Origin of the sequence: Rhodococcus sp. G-MC3 (genome assembly GCF_030063335.1) — a bacterium.
Taxonomy (GTDB): domain Bacteria; phylum Actinomycetota; class Actinomycetes; order Mycobacteriales; family Mycobacteriaceae; genus Rhodococcoides.
Map to the genome: position 1 here is coordinate 1 of NZ_JASISW010000016.1, position 20171 is coordinate 20171.

Sequence of the window (20171 nt, forward strand, 5' to 3'; positions counted from 1 at the left end):
ACCCTCGACGCAGGCATTCAGCTCTCGACTACCAAGCCCCGAACGATGTCCACTACAGTTACCGGCAGCACGACAACGCGGCCTGAATTTAACCATCTCCAGTGTCCGAAATCCCCGCGGCAGATCAGTCGCCCCCGAACAGCAGCGCGCCCGCGAGGGGGACCAGTAGAAAGAACAGCCAACTGCTGTCCACTGGCACGACGAAAAACAGGACCAGCGCGATGATCGGAACTGCACCCATGACTGCTTTGCGCCAGTCCCAACCAGTGTCAGCAGCGGGCTCATCTTGTGAGTGCGGCGCCGGTGAACTGGACTTCGAAATGTCCAGAGGCCTTGACACGGTGGGTGCCAGTGACGGCGTCGGCAGATCGATGAACACGGCATCGAGTTCGCCGCGCGTGGTAGCCGAGGTGACGACAGCGCTTCGCTCATCGAACTCGGGAAGAGTAATTCGTCCGTCGCTCAAGTGTTGGCTGAGATTGGACAGTGCCTGCTCGCGTTCGGACGTACCTATGCGAACGTCCGGGTTCTCTGCCATGCGCTACACCTTAGCCGCACACAGACGAAGCCGGACATCAGTTTCAGAAGACGCTTGCACTACTTCAAAGACCTCTGCGCGTTAGCCCGATACTGACCCTTTCGAGTGGTATTTACCGGCAAGTTTCGTATGTAGGTGGTCATCCGAAAGAGATGAGAGCCGCGGACTTCGACCGCTCCACGCTCTCTGTGAGCAGCGGCCGCGACGACCGCGATCACGGCCAACAGTAGCCCCCAGAATGCTCCGCCAGGGGCCCCGCGCCCCTGAGATCGCGTAGTTGATGACAGTGACGAGTTGTTGTTTCTGCAGATCTTTGAGCGTGTCGACGTTGGGAGCGGAGAAATCCGATCGCGTAAGTCAGTTGTGGGCGAGGGCGGAATGCTCACCCACGGAGCCCAGATCGCGACGGTTAGAGGTGAGTCAAGGAAGTCGACGCATCTCTACGACGGTGAGCCCCAGGGTGTCGAACCGGCCAAGAATCCCGCGGAGTTGAGTATCGCTGTGTACGGGCCCGCACAGCGCGGTGAATGCGCGCTGACTCGGCGCGGTGGTGAACTCCGGGAATACAGCCAGGGCGCGTTCGCTGAGCTCACCCTTGATCAGAAATTCGTAGCGCATCGGTGGAGTGCGTCTGGGTACGGACACAGTCGTCTCCTCGAAAGCAGGTGGCGCCGACACTCTGGTTCACGTGTGGAGTAGGTCCTTCATCGGTGAGGAGTGGGGCGGTGGATTCTCCGTCCAGCGCTAGATCGACCCGAGGCGCTGTGCGGGCGCGTTGCTGTCGCGGCGGGTCTTCATGTGGGCTACCGGACGACGAGAGCTGCAACGAACACGATCAGTGCAACAACCCCGAGGACCATCAGTGCCGTGAATACTGTGGGATTCGACAGCAACGGAACCGTGCGATCCGTCGAGGTCTCCTCCGCAGTAGGGGCCCCGGGGTCGGGGTTCTTCACTCTTACAGGTTCATTCGACCGAGAGAGCATCGAGTCACAACGCGGGCCTCGGGTCCCAGGTTGCGACTGCCCAGATCACGATCAAATCGAGAGTGATGATCAGGATGGACCACAGCGGGTAGTACGGGAGCCAGAGGAAGTTGGCGACGATCGACACTGCGGCGATGATGACAGCTGAGGCCCGGGCCCACACCGCGCCACTGAACAAGCCGAGCGCTATGGCGCCGAGCAGGACCGCCAGTATGATGTGGATCCATCCCCACGTCGTCAGGTCGAGCTGATACGTGTAAACAAAGCCGACGACGAAGAGTTCATCTCCCACCACTGCGGAAATCCCCTGCAGCAGTGTAACGATGGCAGCAGTGAGAAGCAGCAGTGCGGCAGCGAACGTGGTACCGCCTGCCACCCCCCGCCGGACGGGATGACGGTGAAGGCTGGAATCCGATGTTGCCATGATTTGTCCTTCCGCTTGATTGACGAGTGTCGGGCAAGTCTCATGCGAAGCATGTCCTGACTTCTCATCCGTGCGGGGTGAACGTCACCCCGCACGGATGAGAAGTCAGGACGTACGGCAAGGCATCGTTCGAGTCGATCGTTTGTGCCCATATACGTCAGGAGCGGTCCCATGTCGCGCATACCCGATCCCCACGTATTGCCGCAGGTTCCGACGTGGTCGTTGCCACGAGGGGTCATCGTCCTGCTCGGATCCGCCGGATTGGTCATCACGATCGCCGGCGCAAGAGCCTTCGCCAACGTCCTCGGCCCGGTGCTACTTGCGTTGATGCTCACGGTTGCGGTACATCCGCTACCGAACTGGCTGCGGCGCAAAGGGGTACCGAACGCAGTCGCCGTCGTCGCAGCTGTGCTGGCAGTCTGGGCAGTGCTCGGCGTCCTGGTGGTGTCACTGGTAGTTTCCGTTGCCCAACTGTCCTCGCTGCTTCCGACCTACGCGGACCGCCTCGACGAGTTAGTGGCCAATGTCGAGTCGACTTTGGCTGCCAGGGGAATCAGCACGGACGATATCGACGCAATGTTGTCCGGCATCGATCCCAACACAGTATTCGCGCTGGTCGAATCTATCGTGACTGGGACTCTTGGGATTTTCTCGAGCCTGTTGTTCGTCCTGATCGTCGCGCTGTTCATGGCCGTCGACGGCATGTCCTACACGTCGCGAATGAAAATCTTGGACCGGGTGCGGCCAGATATCGCCATGGCGTTTTCCTCGTTCGCCGGAGGGACCCGCCGCTACCTGGTTATCTCGACCGTCTTCGGGTTGATCGTCGCGGTACTCGACGGCTTGGCACTGTGGGCGCTGGATGTTCCGTTGCCTGTGCTGTGGGCGCTGCTTGCTTTCATCACCAATTACATTCCCAATATCGGTTTCGTACTCGGCGTCATTCCACCGGCCCTGCTCGCGCTCCTGCAGGGCGGGCCTGTGTTGATGCTTGCCGTCATCCTCGTATACAGCGTCCTCAACGTGGTCATTCAGTCGATCATTCAACCCAAGTTCGTCGGTGACGCAGTCGGATTGTCGGTCACACTGACATTCCTGTCCTTGGTGTTCTGGGCATGGGTACTGGGCCCACTGGGGGCGATACTGGCTATACCGGTCACGCTCCTCGCCAAAGCCCTACTGGTGGACATCGATCCGTCCACCCGGTGGGCCGACGTCCTCCTCAGCGGCGGTGCGGTACCGCCTCCACCGGACGGAAGCGAGGATAGCGAAACAAGCGAAACGTCGAAGGAATGAACGAGATTTCTTGATCACGAACAGCCTTTCGCCATTGCCGGCCTCTTGTGATTGTGGGGCACGTAGCTCCGGTCGAGACTGCGTCGGAATTTGTTCCTGTATTTGTCCGCCCGACCGCGATCAGGCCCGCGGTGCAACCGGCGAGCAGCACTACGTCAGCGGTGCTCCTACACGATCAGAACAGTCCGCCCATTCCCTTGCCGATCAATACCACCGAGATCACCAGAATCAGGACACTCATCACCGCTGCATTGTTCGTCTCCAGCCATTCCTTCAGGGATGCGAGCGGTGCCGACAGGCGCTGAGCTGCAACTTGATACGCGATCACTGGTAGCGCGACCGTCGAGGACCCCAAGATGACGAACACGGCTACAGCGACGATCGTCTGCCCGCTGTCGACGGCGCCGCCGCCGATGGTGACCCCCGCTGCAATACACATCAGCAGATTCTTCGGATTGATCGCGGCGAGCGCGAAACCGACACCTAACGCTTTGCCTGCAGTCATGCCGTCGATGGCGGTCATCCACTTCGGAGTGGCATGCTCCGCCCCGCGGGTGCGCCATTGACGAATTCCAACCAGAAGCAGCAGCACACCGATGGCAAGTTTGATCCACGACGAGGTCGCCGACGGTTCATCGTCAGATCCGGTCGCTGCACTGCCGACAAGAACGAAGATCGTAGTGGCGATGATGATTCCGCCGATCCATCCGGCTGCGAAGCCGATGCTGGTGCTGCCCGCGTGCTTACCGAGCAGCATCAAAATCGCGGCGATGATGGGGATTGGGGAGACAGCCACACCGATTGCCAGCGGTAGTAGGTCTCCGAGCACTGTTCCCACTGTCGGTTCCTTTCAGCGACCGGTCGTGTGTATCGCGATGTGAACTCGGCGAAGACTGGGCGATATTTGGCGCCCATAGGACCGGTCGCTGATCGCACCATCGTAAGCAGTGACGTGTTCCTCTTTCAGTTCGCTTGCAGTGGGGAACTTCCGAACGGTCGATGTGCCCGGCATGTCGGCCTCCATCAAGTAGTGGTGGTGTTCGACTCGACGGTATGAGCAGCCCTGGCAGCAGCTTTCATCAGTTGTGGGTGAGGGGTCCCCTCGGACGACTCTGATGCCGACACTCTGGTGCATCGATCGAGCAGTCTCGTCATCCTCGAAGAGTGAAGCGGGCAGTCGCCTCCGCTCGCGGTCAAATCATCCCGAGTTTCTGCGCTGCTGCGATAGCGTCACGGCGATTGGTGACACCGAGCTTGCGGTAAATCCCTCGCAGGTGTGTCTTGACCGTGTTGACGGAGATGAATTTGTCGGCGGCGATGGACTCGGCGGTGCGGAACGAGGGTAGTTCACGCAGCAAGTCCATCTCTCGTGGGCTCAACCTGACCACGGAGGTGTCGATACCGGGTTTGACGGCGGCGCGAACAACGGCGGCGAAGCCATCGAGCGTGCCGAACCGCCCGAAGTTGCGGTCGAGGACTGTCCGCACGTACCGCTGACTGTATGTGAACGGACGCAATAGTTTTTGTGACTCACCGACAGTGAGCGCGTTACGGAGTGCAGTGAATGCGGTGTCGGTATCGCGCTCTGCTGCCAGAGTTGTCGCTTCGAGCCACGCCCACACCGCTGTGATGGGATGTAGTGCCGGTAGCGAACCGTCCAGGACTGGATCCAGTGCGACATGCGCACCAACGAACCTGCCGTGGAATCGTTCGACCATCGCTGACAGCACTGCACTTTCGGCAGTGTCACCGAGTTTGTGGTGCACGAACGCTGCGTAGTTCGTGGCGTCGACGATGTTGCCCGCAGCGAGAAAGGTGTGCTGGACATCGGCTGCGATCATCGCTGTCAAGTGTGGCGGCAGAGGATCTGTCTCTGGCGTGAACCGAGTTCGGAGTCGGTCGGCTACTTTGCTCGGCAAGCTCGTGCGGTCGGTGATGGCGTGGATCAGCTGGCCGGTTTCCGCCATCGCAGGCACGAGGGAGTCGTTGAGCACCGACCAGGAGACGTCGTTGCGGCCGGGGGCCAGTCCATTCGGAGGTCGGCGGCGTAGACGGCATAGGCCTGGATCAAGGCGACCGTATCGGCAGGACCCAGACTGTGAGTGTTGGTCAGAGCCACCGCAGTCATCGCGGTCGAGGTGACCGCGTCGAAGCGGCCTGTGAACGCCGACAACACAGTTCGTGCCCCCAGGCAGTGCAGTTCGAGTACCGGTGAGTGAGCCGCGTGTGCGTGAGCGCTGGCGTCTACGACATGTCGATCTGCATCGGCGAGCCGGCCGAGAAAGAGTTCCGTCGCCGCTTGGTGGAGAGCGATCGAGGCATCGATGTCGGAGCGCTCGCCGCAATTGTCGATGTGATGCAGAGTGCGCAGAGCGGTTTCGGTGGCGGTGGCGGTGTCATTGAGTACGTCGGTGTGCAGGGCAAGCTGCGCCTCGAGCAGCGCGGCCAGCGCCGACTCGATCGCTGTTGCCGTGTGGGGTTCACGGCCGAGCCAGACCAATGTCGCAGCTGCGGGCGCGAAGTTGCCCGCAGCCAGCAGAGCGAGCGCGGTGATCAAACGCGTTGTGGGGTAACCGCGGACCTCCCGAGGCGCTCGCTCGACCAAACCGAGAATGGCGCCCGCGGAATGCCCACCGAGTACGAGGTCAATAGCGGCCTGTTCGAGCACGGCGGCTGTCGTGTCCGGATCACCGCTGTCGATCGCATGCCTGAGGGCGTCGAAGGGCTGGCCGTTCTCGATGTACCACAGGGAGGCGCGGCGGCGGATATCTGAAACTGTGCAGACATCGTCGCGTTCTGCCTCTGCTCGAAGGTAAGCGCGCATCAACGGGTGATAGCGGTAGAGCGGTCCCTGATCGGTGGCCGTTCGGCTGATCAAAAAGTTGTTGCGAGTCAAAGCTTCCAACACGACATGAGTTGAAGGTATCCGAGTCAGATATGCGGCCAGTGAGTTGGTTACGGCATCGGGAATCGCAGTGATTATCAATATCTGCCTGATCCGCGGAGGTAACGAGGTGATGAATTCGTCGACCAGGAAGTCCGATGTCGCGCGGTCGGTGCCGGCGTAAAGGGAGAGAGCATCACGGGGATTGGTGCTGCGGAGCGCGGTCAGAGCGGCGAGCTGCAGGCCCGCAGCCCATCCCTCGGTCTTACTCATCACAGTGTCGAGGACGTCGTCGGTTAGTTGGTCGAGTTGGTGGCGAGACAACAGCTCCCGGGATTCGTCGGATGTGAAAGCGATGTCTTCGGCTGTGATTTCGGCTACTGCACCAGCCAACCTCGAGCGACTGAGCAGCAGCGGAGGTTCGAAGCGCCCAGAGAGAATCAGCCGGAATGAGGGCGGCGCCCAGCGGAGCAGCGCCGCCATCTCCTCTAGCGCGGACGCGTCGCGGAGGAGATGAGCATCGTCGATCACCAAGCACAACAGTCCGGCTGAGGAATCGAGCAGCTCCCCCAGCCCAGCAAGGTCCGAGCGATCACCGGCGAACTCGGAAAGAGTCAACCGCTGGGCGGCATCCGCGAGGGCACTGTTTTCGCTCGCCGCAGCGGCGGCAATGATTGCCGCGCGCAACACCTGCACATCGTTGTCATCCTCGGTGGCGGTCAACCACATCGCCGTGGCCACGGGTGGAGTGACACCTCGAATCCACCGGGAGAGCAGCACCGTCTTACCGGACCCGGCAGGTGCGGTGATCGACACTATTCGCAGATCTGCATCACCGATCAAGACCGAGTTCATCGTCGCGCACAACCGTGAACGGTCGACAGTGGAGCGCGTCGACACCGACGGCGCGATATTTCGGCCACGCTGCACACCGACACGGGAACGAGAAATTGTCATGGTCGCACCACCTCCCGACTTCAGGATCAGGCACGAAACACGACTGATGTTCGTACCTGAGCCCAGGCGATTACGTATACGCCGAGCCTAAGCGACAACTGCAAGCTTTACAGCGTCTTCTACGCTCTATCCCTGCAGGTCACAGAGGTATCGAGGGTGATGATCGGGTTATCCCCACCGAAACGGCGTAGAAGGTTGGTTTATGCAATTCAAACAGGTATCCCCACCGATATACGGTGACTACGTGCACCACCGAATTTCAATGCACTATCAGCACCACGAAGAACACGACAGGCTGACAGCACCCAGCACCAGCGGACCTGGCGGCCTCAGTGGCGAGAGTGCAATGCGCGTCGGGGTGGCCCACCTGATACGGACCCACACAGCTCAGTCACGGGCCCGCAGCAACGCAGTTCGGCGGTAATTCGTAACACGGCAAAAGCCGAGTGCACGACCGTGCAGTGCACTTCCGGCATCCGCATCAGAGTGTCAGCAGACCGGTGCACTCACCCGCAAAACGCCAGCTGAACAATGCACCCGTCTGCTGAAACTGACATCGGACGTCGCTCGTACGTGTTACTTCAGTTCGGCGAGGACTGTGCCCTGGGTGATGGCAGAGCCGGGGGAGACGGACAGTCCGGTGACAACCCCAGCTTTGTGGGCGTTGACGGGGTTCTCCATTTTCATTGCTTCGAGCACGGCGATGAGGTCGCCTTCGGCGACTTCCTGGCCTTCCTCGACTGCGACCTTGACGACGGTTCCCTGCATCGGTGCGGTGACCGCGTCGCCGGAGGCTGCGCCGCCTGCTGCACCGCCGCGCTTGCGGGGCTTGGGCTTACGACGTACCGCTCCGTCGGAGGCTGCGCCGTTTCCGCCGATCGAGAACTGCCCGGGCAGTGAGACCTCGACACGGCGGCCGCCGACCTCGACGACCACAGCGCGACGCGGCAGCGTCTCGTCCTCGTCGAGCGGCTCACCGGCGGTGAAGGGGGGTACCTGGTTGTCCCATTCGGTTTCGATCCAGCGGGTGTGCACGCTGAAGGAGGAACCGTCGCCGATGAACGCTGGGTCCGAGACCACTGCGGCGTGGAACGGGATGACCGTCGCGAGGCCTTCGACCTTGAATTCGGCCAATGCGCGACGCGAACGTGCGAGGGCTTCCTCGCGGGTAGCGCCGGTGACGATCAGCTTGGCGAGCATCGAGTCGAACTGGCCCCCGATGACCGATCCGGATTCGACGCCGGAATCGACGCGCACGCCCGGGCCCGAGGGGGCGACGAACGTGGTGACCGGGCCAGGGGCGGGCAGGAAGCCTCGGCCGGCGTCTTCGCCGTTGATGCGGAATTCGAAGGAGTGCCCGCGCGGGGTGGGGTCTTCGGTGATGGAGAGTTCTTCACCGTTGGCGATGCGGAACTGCTGAAGGACGAGGTCGATGCCGGAGGTTTCTTCGGTGACGGGGTGCTCGACCTGAAGGCGAGTGTTGACCTCCAAGAACGAGACGAGGCCGTCCTGGCCGACGAGGTATTCCACGGTGCCGGCGCCGTAGTAGCCGGCTTCTTTGCAGATGGCTTTGGCGGAGGCGTGAATCTCGGTGCGCTGAGCTTCGGTGAGGAACGGTGCCGGTGCTTCTTCGACGAGTTTCTGGAAGCGGCGCTGCAGGGAGCAGTCGCGGGTGCCGGCGACGATGACGTTGCCGTGTTGGTCGGCAATGACCTGTGCTTCGACGTGGCGTGGTTTGTCGAGGTAACGCTCGACGAAGCATTCACCGCGGCCGAACGCGGATACGGCTTCGCGGGTGGCCGAGTCGAAGAGTTCGGGGATTTCTTCGCGGGTGCGGGCCACCTTCATGCCGCGTCCGCCGCCGCCGAAGGCTGCTTTGATGGCGATGGGCAGGCCGTGCTCGTCGACGAAGGCGAGGATTTCGTCGGCGTCTTTGACAGGTTCGGCGGTGCCGGGAACGGAGGGCGCTTTGGCGCGGGCGGCGATGTGGCGGGCGGTGACTTTGTCACCGAGGTCGCGGATGGATTGGGGGGACGGTCCGATCCAGATCAGTCCGGCGTCGATGACGGCCTGGGCGAAGTCGGCGTTTTCGGAGAGGAATCCGTAGCCGGGGTGGATGGAGTCGGCGCCAGACTTTTTTGCGGCGTCGAGGATCTTCTCGATCACCAAATAAGATTCCGCGGAAGTCTGGCCGCCGAGGGCGAAGGCTTCGTCGGCGAGGCGGACGAAGGGTGCGTCGGCGTCGGGTTCGGCGTAGACGGCGACGCTTCTCAGGCCGGCGTCCGCTGCTGCTCGTATCACTCGCACTGCGATCTCGCCGCGGTTTGCGACAAGGACCTTGGTGATATGCGCACTGGCATGGCTGGGCACTGAGCCTCCTGAGATGTCGAGTGGTCTGTGCTGGCCGTTGTGCCGCACGGGTAATTCAGGTCTCTTCGGAGTTTAAGCACAGCCGACAGCACAACCGAAACTGGATGCTGATTATCGGGAACCTCTCCAAAAAAGTCGCGGGTCCCTACTGATTGGTAGCAACAGGTTCGGTTGTTGCTGTTTCGGCAGTAGAGGCGTGTCCCGCTCGATACGTCATGATTGCAGTGCCGGTGTCGACGACCTCGTCGAGGATGCGGCGGACGGCGCCCACGTACTGGTGGACGTTCGATGTGGCGGTTTCGGTGTTCGGGTACCTCGCCGCGATGTTGAGGCCGCGAGGCGTGCGGTTGATCCACAGGTACACGTCATGGTCGTACTGCTTGCTGCGCAAGGCGCGAGCATTCCAGTCGTGCCAGTTCTCTGCCATCGGTGCGAACCGAACATCCATGAACGAGACGACGAAACGCGGCTTGGCGGACGCACCGAGTGCAGCGAACACTCGATCGAGTGGGACCCTGGCTATGGGTTTGGTGGCGGCCACCTGCTCGGTAGCTTTCGCGACGACGGCGCCGAAGGAGTCGAGCCCGTCGATGTCGAACGCGAGGGGGCAGAGACCGACGAACCAGCCGAGCGAGGACACCCAATGCGGCTGATCACGCGTATGCACCGGCGTGATCGTTCGGAACTCGGTGTTACCCGACAGTTCAGCGCTTGCGACCGCCATTGCACCGAGCAGACCCGAGAAGAAGCTGTTGCCGGTCTTTCGGCAGGCGACAGAGAAGGCGTCGGCACGGTCGGCATCGAGCACCCAGGCCGACAAGCCGCTCTGCGCCGCCGACAAGTCGTTGGGCTCGCCGATGTCGAGTGGGAAGGCAGGAAAACTACCGTTGCCGTCGTTCAGGAACTTCCGCCACGTGACGACTGCTTCGTGGGTGTGTTCCAACTCGGCGTGAATGCGCCGTTCCGAGACCCCGAAGTCCAGGTAGCTGCCTGCCTCGAAGAGTTGGGCTGGGGTGTTGTCCTTCGCCTCCGCATACAGAGCCGTGATTTCGTGTGCAACGAGAACGGTGGACAATCCGTCGATGATCGAGTGATCGGCTGCGAAGAAGACAGTGACTCTGCCGTCGTCCGCCGGGGTCAACGGCTCGAGAGTGACGAAGGCGTACGCAGGCCATGCCAGCGGCGAGGTGTACTCGTCGAAGAGATAGTGCAGGTGCTCGAACACCTCGCTCGACTGCTCGCAGCGTTCTTGCTCCACCTGCCAGATGTCGATCGCGCCCTCCGCGGCCGTAACCCGCGACAGACCGCCGGACTCTTCGTCGATCGCCGCATGCGAGCGCATCGATTCATGGCGATCGACCCACGCGAGCACCGCTGACCGAAATGCTGGCTTGTCCAATGGGCCGAGAATCTCGAACGCAGCTCCGAGCCAGCTTTCGCGGCCGCGTCGCGGACTCGCGAGGCTTGTCCGCAGATGTGCCTCGTGCACGTACGAGGTAGGGCGTTCGTCCGGTTGCCAGCCGGCAAGGACGGGGGTCGCCGCGTGTGGGCCCACACTCGGCATCCACTCGGTGAGGGTTCCGGCGGGTACGGGGTAGTCGGCCAGCTCGGTGAATTCCATGGTGGCAGCAACTTTTCTTTCACAACGACGACAAGAGGATCGGTCGAACCAAAATCGACCCGTAGGACCCCAGCGTCCTCGGATCGTGTTCGCCCACCCACGAGTGTACCGATCCGTTTGTGTATCGATCAAGACGACCCGAAAGCTTCACTTCACGGGTCGCCTCGATCGGTTGCTCGAACTACTTCAGATGCCGCTTGATTCTCGCCAACATTGCCGACATTCCGCGGAGACGGAGCGGGCTTACGGCGTCGCGGAGACCCAACGCCACGTAGAAGTCGTCGGGAACGTCGAGGATCTGCTGAGCACTGTGTCCGTCCAGACCCTGATGCAGAATCGACGCGAACCCGCGAGTGGTCGGGGCCTCCGGAGGAGCGCTGAAATACAGCTGGACGTGGTCTCGGTCCGCAGCGTCGACGGACAGGAACAGCGGCGACTGGCATTCGGGGACCGGCTCCATCGCTGCCTGCTCGAGATGGGCGGGCAGTTCGGGAAGCTCACGGCTGAACTCCAGCAGGAGCTGCAACTTGTCTTGGCCCTCGACGGCCGCGAAGTCCTCGACTATCTCTGCAAGAGATTCAGGCATGTCAGCCCGCATGTCAGCCACGCTTACGGCTTCGTCGGAGCGTTGCCGGGCTCCTCGCCGCGCGCGATGGGGACCCGCACGGCGTTACCCCACTCGGTCCAGGAACCGTCGTAATTGCGGACGTTGTCGTGACCGAGAAGGTGAGTGAGGACGAACCAGGTGTGGCTCGATCGCTCGCCGATGCGGCAGTAGGCGATCACCTTGTCGTTGGAGATGATGTCGCCGTAGATCTCTTCGAGCTCCGATCGCGGACGGAATCGACTGTCGGGAGCAGCCGCCTTGGCCCACGGGATGCTCACTGCTGTGGGAATGTGACCACCGCGCAGTGCGCCTTCCTCGGGGTAGTCCGGCATGTGTGTGCGTTCGCCGGTGTACTCGGCAGGCGAGCGCACATCGACCAGCGGAATTGTGCCCAGGCTCGACAGAACGTCGGAGGCGTAGGCGCGGATCGGTGCGTCGTTGCGCTCGACCACCGGGTAGTCGGTTGCCGGGTACTCGGGAACGTCGAGCGTCGTCTCACGGTTCTCCGCGAGCCACGCGTCACGACCGCCGTCGAGAAGTCGAACGTCCTCATGGCCGAACAGCGTGAACACCCACAACGCGTAGGCGGCCCACCAGTTGCTCTTGTCGCCGTAGATGACGACGGTGTCCGTGCGTGAGATGCCCTTACGAGCGAGAAGTGCGGCGAATTGCTCGCCGTCGATGTAATCGCGAGTGACCGGATCGTTGAGGTCGAGGTGCCAATCGATCTTGACGGCACCCGGGATGTGGCCGACGTCGTAGAGCAGGACATCTTCGTCCGATTCCACGACTTTGAGGCCGGGGGTGCCCAGATGTGCGGACAACCATTGGGTGGAGACCAGGCGATCCGGATGCGCATAGTCGGCGAACGTGGGGGTTGGGTCTGCTGCTATGGGCACTTCTTCTTCGCTCCTACGCAAGTTCGACTTGATGCTGACCCGATCAATCCTATGCGCTGTGTCCGACAAGCGAGAGTTCGTCGGGGCTCGGCGACTCGCCGGTGTTCGATCGAACTACCTGCGTCAACTGCTCGACGAACCGATCGATGACGGCGTGCGCCTGCTCGGTGTCCGGGAATCGCGCCCGAAGTGACAAGCCGTCGCCGGTGCGAGTGATCCAGAACTGCGCATCGTCGGCGGTGGTTGCATTGCTGATGTGGTGCGCACGAAGGTGTGTGCCCTCGCCTCTCAGCAGAGTGCGGTAGTCGATGTAGGAAATCATGAACACGTCCTCCCTCGTCCGCGTGAATCTCTCGCCCAAGGCTTGGAGTACGCGGGGTATCGGAACCGTGCCCAGTGGTAGAGCTGCGCGAAAGGACTCGTAGGCAGATGCCAGAGTGTCGCCGAAACTCTGCCCGACGGTGACGGACATCGGTGCGTTGGTGGTGAACCACCCGACCGCGTGTTCGTACTGCTTGTCGCGCCGAGTGTGCAGTGGGAACAGTAGTGGAAGCCGTGTTGGGCCGCCGATACGAGCCGACGCCTCTGCCATCGCCGCGGCGATCCCTGCGAACATTCCAGTCCCGAGTCGTCGGCATTCGGATTCGAATGCCGCTGCGTGCTCGGCATCCGCGAGCGCATGAATCGTGGTGGCCTGCGGTGCTTGGACGCCGTGAGGTACACCGAGATCGAAAGGGAATCCTGGGGTCGACCCGCCGCAGTGCTCGACGAACTCTGCCCACTTCTCGACGCGAGGGTCGGAGACCGGGACTACCGGAGAAGCGGCTTCCGCGGCGCAGTACTCGATGAAGCTTCCTGTCGCGTCCAGTTCGATCGTGGTGCCGGAGCGGCGCGCGTCGTACAGCGCCGAAAGCTCTTCTACTGCAACGACTATCGACACCGCGTCGACGTGTGCGTGATCGAATCCGCACAGGATCGTCGAGCGGTCGGGACGTTCGACGGCTGCGAAGGAGTAGGAAGGGTGCCTCGACGGATGGCACAACACGTCGAATCGGGTTCGGACGTGGGCACTCAACGTGTATGGATCGGTGATTCGCGTCTGCGACGGGCGTCCGACGTGGACCTTATGGGCCCCGTGTACCTGCCTGAAGATTTCGCCGTCCACGGAACGAAACGTGGTTCTCAAGGCGTCGTGTCTCGAGATGAACTGCTCGATGGCCCAGGCCAACGAATCCTCGTCGAGAGTACCGACGACATCGAATGCTCCCGCGATCCACACGGTGGAGGACGACTGGTCCGAATTGCTCAGTGCCGCAGACAGGTGAAAGTTCTGATTGAACGACGGAGGAACCGGCGACGGGGTTCCCTCGCCGAGCGACACCGGCCACTCGATGTAGGTGCCCGGATCGGTGAGGTACTCGGTGATCGAGGTGACCCGCATCTAGTGGAAACCCATTCTGGCTGGACTGCGCAGTGCGTAATCGCCTTCGCGTGCAACCGATTCCAATACGCGTTGCAGGTGTGAGTGGTAACGCTCCACCGATTCGGCCGCAACATCGTTGTCCGGTACCTGCGCAACGAGATACAGATGATCTGCATCGCGGTTGATCCACATCGATGCGTTCGAGGTTGCACCCTCCCCGGTGAAGTGCTCACCGCGTGCATCGGCCGGGCGTCCAACGCCGGGGAACCAGCGAAAATCAATGTAGGACAGCATGTTCGGGCTCACCGCAAGCTCGCTCCCGAGGGTGCCGTCGGCAGCGAGAGCGCCGAGGACCGCGTGAACGGGTGCTTCGGCGATCTGCTTGGATTTCTCGAATCCGGCGTGTGCCCGAGTGGCGACGACGGAGAACGAGTTCGCGCCTGCGACCTCGAACGCGACCGGGGCGAAATTGACGAACCATCCCTGAGAGACTCCGTAGTCTCCGAGATGGCGCGTACTGAGAACGGTGATACCGAAGTAGTTCTCGCGCTCGGCGAGTTCGTAATCCGTGATCGCGACGGCCGCGAATACACCGCTGCTGATTCGGGCACCCGCAACCTTGCACGCTGTATCGAAGTTTGCCGTCGCGTCGGCGTCGAGCAGATGTCGTTCGACGATGCGTACCTGGCCGCGTTCCCCTTCGGCCAATCCGAGGTCAAGAGGGAAGCGAGGCATTTTGTCGTCGTTGTCGGCGAACATCCGCTTCCATGCCTGGATCTCCGGCGCGTCCGGGCCGTACTGTGCGGCGCGGACGCGTTCTTCCGACGAATAGTCGAGATGGCTGCCCGCCGCCGCGGGAGCAGGGGCGTCCTCGCCGATCTCGAGCGCGTACAGATCCGCGAGTTCACTGATGACGAGGGCCTGCGATCCGCCGTCGGTGAAGGCGTGGTCGGCTGCGTAGTACAGCGTGAAGTCCGCCGACCGCTCGACCGCACCCACCACGAACCCTGGCCACTCGAACGCGGTCGCCTCAGCGGAGAACCGTGCGCGAACATAGCGCTGGAACTCCTCGTCCGTGGCGAACGCGCCGACCTCGCGCGGCTCGAACGATGCGACTGCAGTCGATCCGAGTCGGCGAACAACCGCGCCGTCATCGATCTCGAACCAGCACCTCAAACCCTCGTGCCGAAGCACATATGCCGCGATCGCGCGGGATAGTGCGTCGCGGTCGAGCGATCCGTCGATCGTCGTGGCCACACCGGTGTACGCATGATGATCGTCGTCTCGCTCTGCCGCCGCAGCGGCTGCCCGCAGATGGTCCTCCTGGAGAAACGACGTAGGCGCCGGGTGGACAGGGGCGCGGCGAGCCGCATCGAGCGCTTCGCCGACTGGATGCCATTCCAACAGCTTGCCTGGCTCGGGCTTCCAGCTGCCCATCGCGGTGATGATCATCTAGTTCTCGACGCTCCTAATCTCGGCCGGCTCCGACTGCCTCCACCAGAGTGTCCATCGCCTCGGCGGGCTCGTCGATGACCGTGGTCAGTACTGAGACGAACTCGGTGATGAAACGGTGAACGTTGGTTGTCGATACGTCGGAGCTTGGGAAACGTGCCGAGATGTTGAGTCCTTGCAGGGTGCGATTGACCCAGAAATAGACCTCGTTCTCGGCGTGGCATTCACTGCGCAGCGCGCGACCCTTCCTGGCCTGCCACTTGTCGCCGTCCGGAAGGAACCGCAAGTCGATGTACGAGACCACGAAGCGTGGGATTTCGGTCGAGCCGAGCAACGACGCAACACGAGAATACGGGACTGATGCCAGGCCCTTGTACTGCGTCGATGCGGTTGCTGCGCACTCGATCGCCTCGGCGAACGTACTTGCGTTCTCCAGGCGAATTTCGGTGGGAAGGATGCCTACGTACCAGCCGACACTGGCAGCCCACTGTTCCGCATGACGTGTGTGCATCGGCATGATCGTCCGGAACGTGCTCTCGCCCGTGAGGCGGGCATTCACCAGCGCGAACGCCGCCATGATTCCGGACTGCATGTTCTGGCCCGCCGTACGGCAGGCTGCATTGAACTTTTCGACCTGCTCGTGGGTGAGCAGCCAGGACGACACGCTGCTTTGACGGGTGGCCAGATCTGTCGGCGCGGAACCGTCTGCGGCATTGAGCGGCAGAGGAAACGCGGGGAAGCGACCGCTGTCGACGGCGAGGAACCTCTCCCACGCCACGACTGCATCGTGGTCATCGGTCAACGACTCGCCCAGCATGCGCTCGTCGGCCGAGAAGTCGACATAACTGCCGACCTCGGGAAGCTGTGGATCGGTGCCGTCGAGTGCCTGTGCGTACAAACGATCGATTTCGTTGATCGCATAGATCTGGCTGTAAGCATCCATGACGGAGTGGTCGGCAGCAAAGATCACCAGGAATTTGTCCTGCTGCGGCGCGCTCGCTGCCACATGGGCTGCCGGAACCACGGTTGCCATCACGAAATGCGGCCACAGAGTAGGGGAGACCACGTCGGCAAACCAGGATTCCAGGTGCTCGAATACCTGCGATTCGTTGCGCGTCCGTTGCTCTTGGCGGTCGTGGACACGGACGGCGTCGGCGGGAACCGTGAACCGATGCCACCGACCGGTCGCGTCGTCGCGCTCGACCCTGGTGCGGAAAGCTTCGTGTCGCGCGATATAACTTTCGATCGTCCGACGCATGACGTCGACGTCGTATCTGCGGTGAATCTCGAAGACCGTACCGATCCAGGATCCGTCGTTTCCGCGGCTGCAGTGGTCCTCGTGTGTGAAGGAAACCCCGCGGTCGTCCAATTGCCACGCCGAGTCGTCGGCGATGGCGGGAACCCACTCGGTGAGCTTTCCTGCAGGTAGTGGGTAGTCGGCCAGTTCGGTGTATTCCATCGAGTATCCAATTCCGAGCTCGGCCAGCGGCAACTGGCTAGTTGGTTGCTTGAATCAGCAGTAGGACGTGGGTACAGGCGGACGTATTCACCGGGACGCATTGATTCTCGGTAACCGAAGTGACACGGACCTGTTGTTTGTAACTCGAAATTTACTGTCGGCGTCAATGCACGGCAGTCGATCCGATATTTAGAGTAAGTGGGATCGTGAAGTAATTCGCACTGCAAAAAGGTGTGATTGATCACCCCGGCCGGAGTTGACGGATGAGGAGGTGGGATGGGATCGGTGTGCGCGTTCCGTCCGGCCAGCGAGACACAGCAGCGTATACCGTTGCTGTACAAGTGATTTGCTGATTTCAGCTCCTCCGCACCGGGCGCGTCGATGTGCGTATCGCCACGGGTTTCGGTGAGTCTGGTCAGTGTGGAGGGCATCTCGGCCGATGGCCCGGTATTCGTCACACCGCCGGAAACGGACCAATCCGTATGAACACAGGCCCGACTTTAACGACCATGTTTCTGGTCAGGCAATGAAAAATTCATCTTCGGGTTTGTTTCGTCTTTGTAGTAAGTTTTGCCGATGACCCGAATTGGATTTGCGGATCACTTGTTCCTGCGAATGCACCACGGTATCGGCAATCCAGTGTTCAATCAGTTCTTATGGAGGTTCGATACTGCTTTATCGAGCTCTGAGCTCGGTGAACTCCACGAAGACCTGACGCGCGGCCTCTTGTCGCGGGCGGTCGTCGCGCCGGTTCTGCCAACGGCGAGGCATCGATGGATCGCATCCGACACGTCATTGCCCCTGCATCTGGCAATGGTTACCGTCGACGTGAGCGCCATTCGCACCTGGGCCGAACAGCAGATCACCGATCGGGTGGATCCCGAGCATGGAACCGGGTGGCAACTCGCGGCGGCCCCGTTGTCCGACGGCGGAACGATCGTCTCCCTTGTGTGCTCGCACATGGTCGCCGACGGGTCGGGCATGGTCGCGGCCGTACGGCAGGCAAATCGCGAGGATGTCGGTGTCACCGCTGCCGACCTCGGGCCACAGCCCACTGTGCTGAACGCCTTGGTCGAAGACATCGGCGACACGGTCGGTCAGATCACTCCGATCGTGCAGTGGGTTGCGAAAAAGGCTGCCGGTGCGCTCTCGCGGTCGGCTGCGCCCGAGTCGCCGCGGACGCCGGCCGCGCAGCCTCACCGAAGCGATGTCGATACCCGCGCGGTCGATATCCGCGCGCGCAACGGAGACTCCCGACGATGGAGTCCTCCCTACGTAGTGGTGGAACTTCCTGCCGAGCAGTGGCGCGCGACGGCTGCAGAGTGGGGCGGTACGTCCAACTCCCTTTTCATCGCGCTGATGACAGCCATCTCGGAGGCGTCGGGTCGCGCTCGTCCCGGTGACGAGCTCCGATGGTCGTTGCCGTACAGCGAGCGTGACATCGGCGACCTCGACTCGAACTCGACAAAGATCATTCCGGTGTGTGTGCCTGTGGCCGAACCGGGAGATCGTGACCTCAGCCGATTTCGCAAGGCCAGCAAGTCAGCGTTCGTCGACTTCGCGGCCCGGCAAGCTGCCGGCATATCTACCGAGTCGATTCCGCTTCCTCTCATTCAGATGCTTCCTGACGCGATCGTCGCGAAACTCCCGATGCCCGCCGACGGCGCAGAGGGGCTGTGCTCGAACCTCGGGCATCTGCCCGACGACTTCGTCACGATCGGCGGGGTACGAGCTCGGAGTGTCGCTGCACGCGCAACATTCGTAGGTGCGGACGCAGCGTCGGCTCGCAGGCTCGGAGGTGGGTCGACGGCATGGGCGGCGGAGACGGACGATGCGGTGACTATCACGCTGCACGGCATGGATCCGGACCGGATGTCGACGGACGAAGAACTGCGGAGGGTGGTCGAGCAGGTTCTGAGTCGCTGGAACCTCACGGGCCGTTACTGGTGACTGCTCTCTCGACGAGATCGGCCGACACTCGAACCGCATCGGAGGGTGGAGTCATCGACAATCCGAGTTCGTGTGCTCGCACAGCAGTTTCGGGTGCCAGCAGTACGCGAAGACCCGCCTCGAGTGTGTCGTTGTCCAGACGGGAGAACTTCATCGACGTGCCTGCACCGATACGGCCGAGCGCGGCGCCCCAGAACGGTTGATCGGCACTGAACCAGCAGATCATCGTCGGGAGTCCCGCGCGAATTCCCGCGGCCGTCGTGCCCGCGCCCCCGTGATGAACTGCTGCTCGACACAACGGGAATACCGTTGCGTGATCCACTGCGCCCACCAGTGACACCGCCGAACCCGGCTCGATCCGTTCGCTCATCGAGCTCCATCCGGAGCTGACCAGGGCTCGGTGGCCGCCGGACGTGCAGACCTCGTCGATCGTTCGGACCAATGCGACAGGGTCCTTCACCGGCATGCTCCCGAAGCCGAAGTACAGCGGCGGAGGGCCTTCGTCGATCCATTCGCGCAGAGCGGATCCCGTGCTGAGATCGGCACCGAGAGGCTGTGGGGCGGAGGGGAGTTCGAGGAATCCGACGAACGGCCGTGAGGACCCCCACTCGTGCTCCAATCCGGGGAACAGGGCCCCGTCGTATGCCTGTAGTTCCAGACCGCCGTAATTCGAGATCCGTTTGGGCAGGGCAGATTCGGCATCGGGCAGGCCCAGGCTGCGACGCTGGCTGTTCTCGCGTTCTCGCATGGAACGCCAACGCATCGATTCCAGCAAGCGCCACGTGGCACGATTGACGCCAGATGGTAGCTTCCTGCCGGGTACCACCGACATTGCGCCGTTACCTCGAATCGGGCAGTAGTGCAGCGCGAGAAAAGGAATGGCCAGAGCTTCGGCGACATTGAACGTCATCTCCTGGCCCAGTGTTCCGGTAACAGCGGCGTCGGCTCCCACTGCCATTGCGGACAGCTGGCTCGTCATGTCGTCCCACCCGAAATTGGCCAACTCCGCGAGAGCAGCAAATCGCGTGCGTGGGTTCTTGGCCTTTATTCGTCGTCGTACGAGGTCGGACTCCAACAGGGCCTTGGTATCCGGCCCGAATGGAACGACCGAGACGCTTGTGCTGGAAGTGGTTGCCGCTGTGGCGAATCTCACCAGGTTGGGGGGAGCGCCGAACACGACACTATGGCCGCGACGGTCCAGTTCGATGGCGAGAGCAAGTCCCGGTTGGACATCTCCGCGGCTGCCGGTGAACGGCAGTACGAACTTCATGACGCACTCCTTCGCGTTCAAGGGTGCGACGAGCT

17 protein-coding genes are annotated in these 20171 nt (G+C 62.0%); 2 read left to right on the forward strand and 15 right to left on the reverse strand.

What is annotated here, in order from left to right; genetic code table 11:
* Window positions 1–124: 124 nt before the first annotated feature.
* From QMK17_RS17530 to QMK17_RS17545, 4 genes are all read right to left on the reverse strand, one after another.
* A complete protein-coding gene (locus QMK17_RS17530; protein WP_283510570.1) occupies window positions 125–538 on the reverse strand; it encodes a DUF1707 SHOCT-like domain-containing protein in 414 nt (137 codons plus the stop codon).
* Between the two features lie 420 nt (window positions 539–958).
* Window positions 959–1156, reverse strand: a complete 198-nt coding sequence (locus QMK17_RS17535; protein WP_283510668.1) for a hypothetical protein — start codon at window positions 1154–1156, stop codon at window positions 959–961.
* A 185-nt stretch (window positions 1157–1341) separates the two neighbouring features.
* Window positions 1342–1494, reverse strand: a complete 153-nt coding sequence (locus tag QMK17_RS17540) for a hypothetical protein (protein WP_283510571.1) — start codon at window positions 1492–1494, stop codon at window positions 1342–1344.
* Between the two features lie 34 nt (window positions 1495–1528).
* Complete coding sequence (locus QMK17_RS17545) at window positions 1529–1948, reverse strand: DUF7144 family membrane protein (protein WP_283510572.1); 420 nt, start codon at window positions 1946–1948, stop codon at window positions 1529–1531.
* Between the two features lie 171 nt (window positions 1949–2119).
* On the opposite strand from QMK17_RS17545, the gene QMK17_RS17550 reads away from it, so the two are divergent.
* Complete coding sequence (locus QMK17_RS17550) at window positions 2120–3244, forward strand: AI-2E family transporter (RefSeq protein WP_283510573.1); 1125 nt, start codon at window positions 2120–2122, stop codon at window positions 3242–3244.
* Window positions 3245–3419: 175 nt separating this feature from the next.
* Here the strand turns inward: QMK17_RS17550 and QMK17_RS17555 are convergent, their stop codons facing one another.
* The 10 genes from QMK17_RS17555 to QMK17_RS17600 form a co-directional block, all read right to left on the reverse strand.
* The gene (locus tag QMK17_RS17555; protein WP_283510574.1) at window positions 3420–4082 is read right to left on the reverse strand and encodes a GAP family protein; all 663 of its coding nucleotides are present in this window, start codon (window positions 4080–4082) and stop codon (window positions 3420–3422) included.
* Window positions 4083–4437: 355 nt separating this feature from the next.
* Window positions 4438–5085, reverse strand: coding sequence for a helix-turn-helix transcriptional regulator (locus QMK17_RS17560; protein ID WP_283510575.1), 648 nt, complete (start codon window positions 5083–5085; stop codon window positions 4438–4440).
* A 104-nt stretch (window positions 5086–5189) separates the two neighbouring features.
* Entirely contained in the window at window positions 5190–7085 is a 1896-nt protein-coding gene (locus QMK17_RS17565) for an AAA family ATPase (RefSeq protein WP_283510576.1), read from the reverse strand.
* 576 nt (window positions 7086–7661) lie between these two features.
* The gene (locus QMK17_RS17570; RefSeq protein ID WP_283510577.1) at window positions 7662–9455 is read right to left on the reverse strand and encodes an acetyl/propionyl/methylcrotonyl-CoA carboxylase subunit alpha; all 1794 of its coding nucleotides are present in this window, start codon (window positions 9453–9455) and stop codon (window positions 7662–7664) included.
* A 145-nt stretch (window positions 9456–9600) separates the two neighbouring features.
* Entirely contained in the window at window positions 9601–11076 is a 1476-nt protein-coding gene (locus QMK17_RS17575; protein WP_283510578.1) for a condensation domain-containing protein, read from the reverse strand.
* A gap of 181 nt (window positions 11077–11257) precedes the next feature.
* Window positions 11258–11662: a SufE family protein gene (locus QMK17_RS17580; RefSeq protein ID WP_283510579.1), complete on the reverse strand. Its 405-nt coding sequence runs from the start codon at window positions 11660–11662 to the stop codon at window positions 11258–11260.
* Between the two features lie 23 nt (window positions 11663–11685).
* Complete coding sequence (locus QMK17_RS17585) at window positions 11686–12582, reverse strand: sulfurtransferase (RefSeq protein WP_283510580.1); 897 nt, start codon at window positions 12580–12582, stop codon at window positions 11686–11688.
* 49 nt (window positions 12583–12631) lie between these two features.
* Window positions 12632–14023, reverse strand: coding sequence for a condensation domain-containing protein (locus tag QMK17_RS17590; protein WP_283510581.1), 1392 nt, complete (start codon window positions 14021–14023; stop codon window positions 12632–12634).
* On the reverse strand, window positions 14024–15457 hold the full coding sequence (locus QMK17_RS17595) for a condensation domain-containing protein (protein WP_283510582.1): 1434 nt from the start codon (window positions 15455–15457) through the stop codon (window positions 14024–14026).
* A 16-nt stretch (window positions 15458–15473) separates the two neighbouring features.
* Entirely contained in the window at window positions 15474–16916 is a 1443-nt protein-coding gene (locus tag QMK17_RS17600) for a condensation domain-containing protein (RefSeq protein WP_283510583.1), read from the reverse strand.
* 828 nt (window positions 16917–17744) lie between these two features.
* Between QMK17_RS17600 and QMK17_RS17605 the strand changes: the two genes are divergently transcribed.
* Complete coding sequence (locus tag QMK17_RS17605; RefSeq protein WP_283510584.1) at window positions 17745–18866, forward strand: hypothetical protein; 1122 nt, start codon at window positions 17745–17747, stop codon at window positions 18864–18866.
* Here QMK17_RS17605 and QMK17_RS17610 read toward each other — a convergent pair.
* A complete protein-coding gene (locus QMK17_RS17610; RefSeq protein ID WP_283510585.1) occupies window positions 18847–20136 on the reverse strand; it encodes a glycosyltransferase in 1290 nt (429 codons plus the stop codon). The two genes, QMK17_RS17605 and QMK17_RS17610, sit on opposite strands and share 20 nt — an antisense overlap.
* Window positions 20137–20171 lie beyond the last annotated feature (35 nt).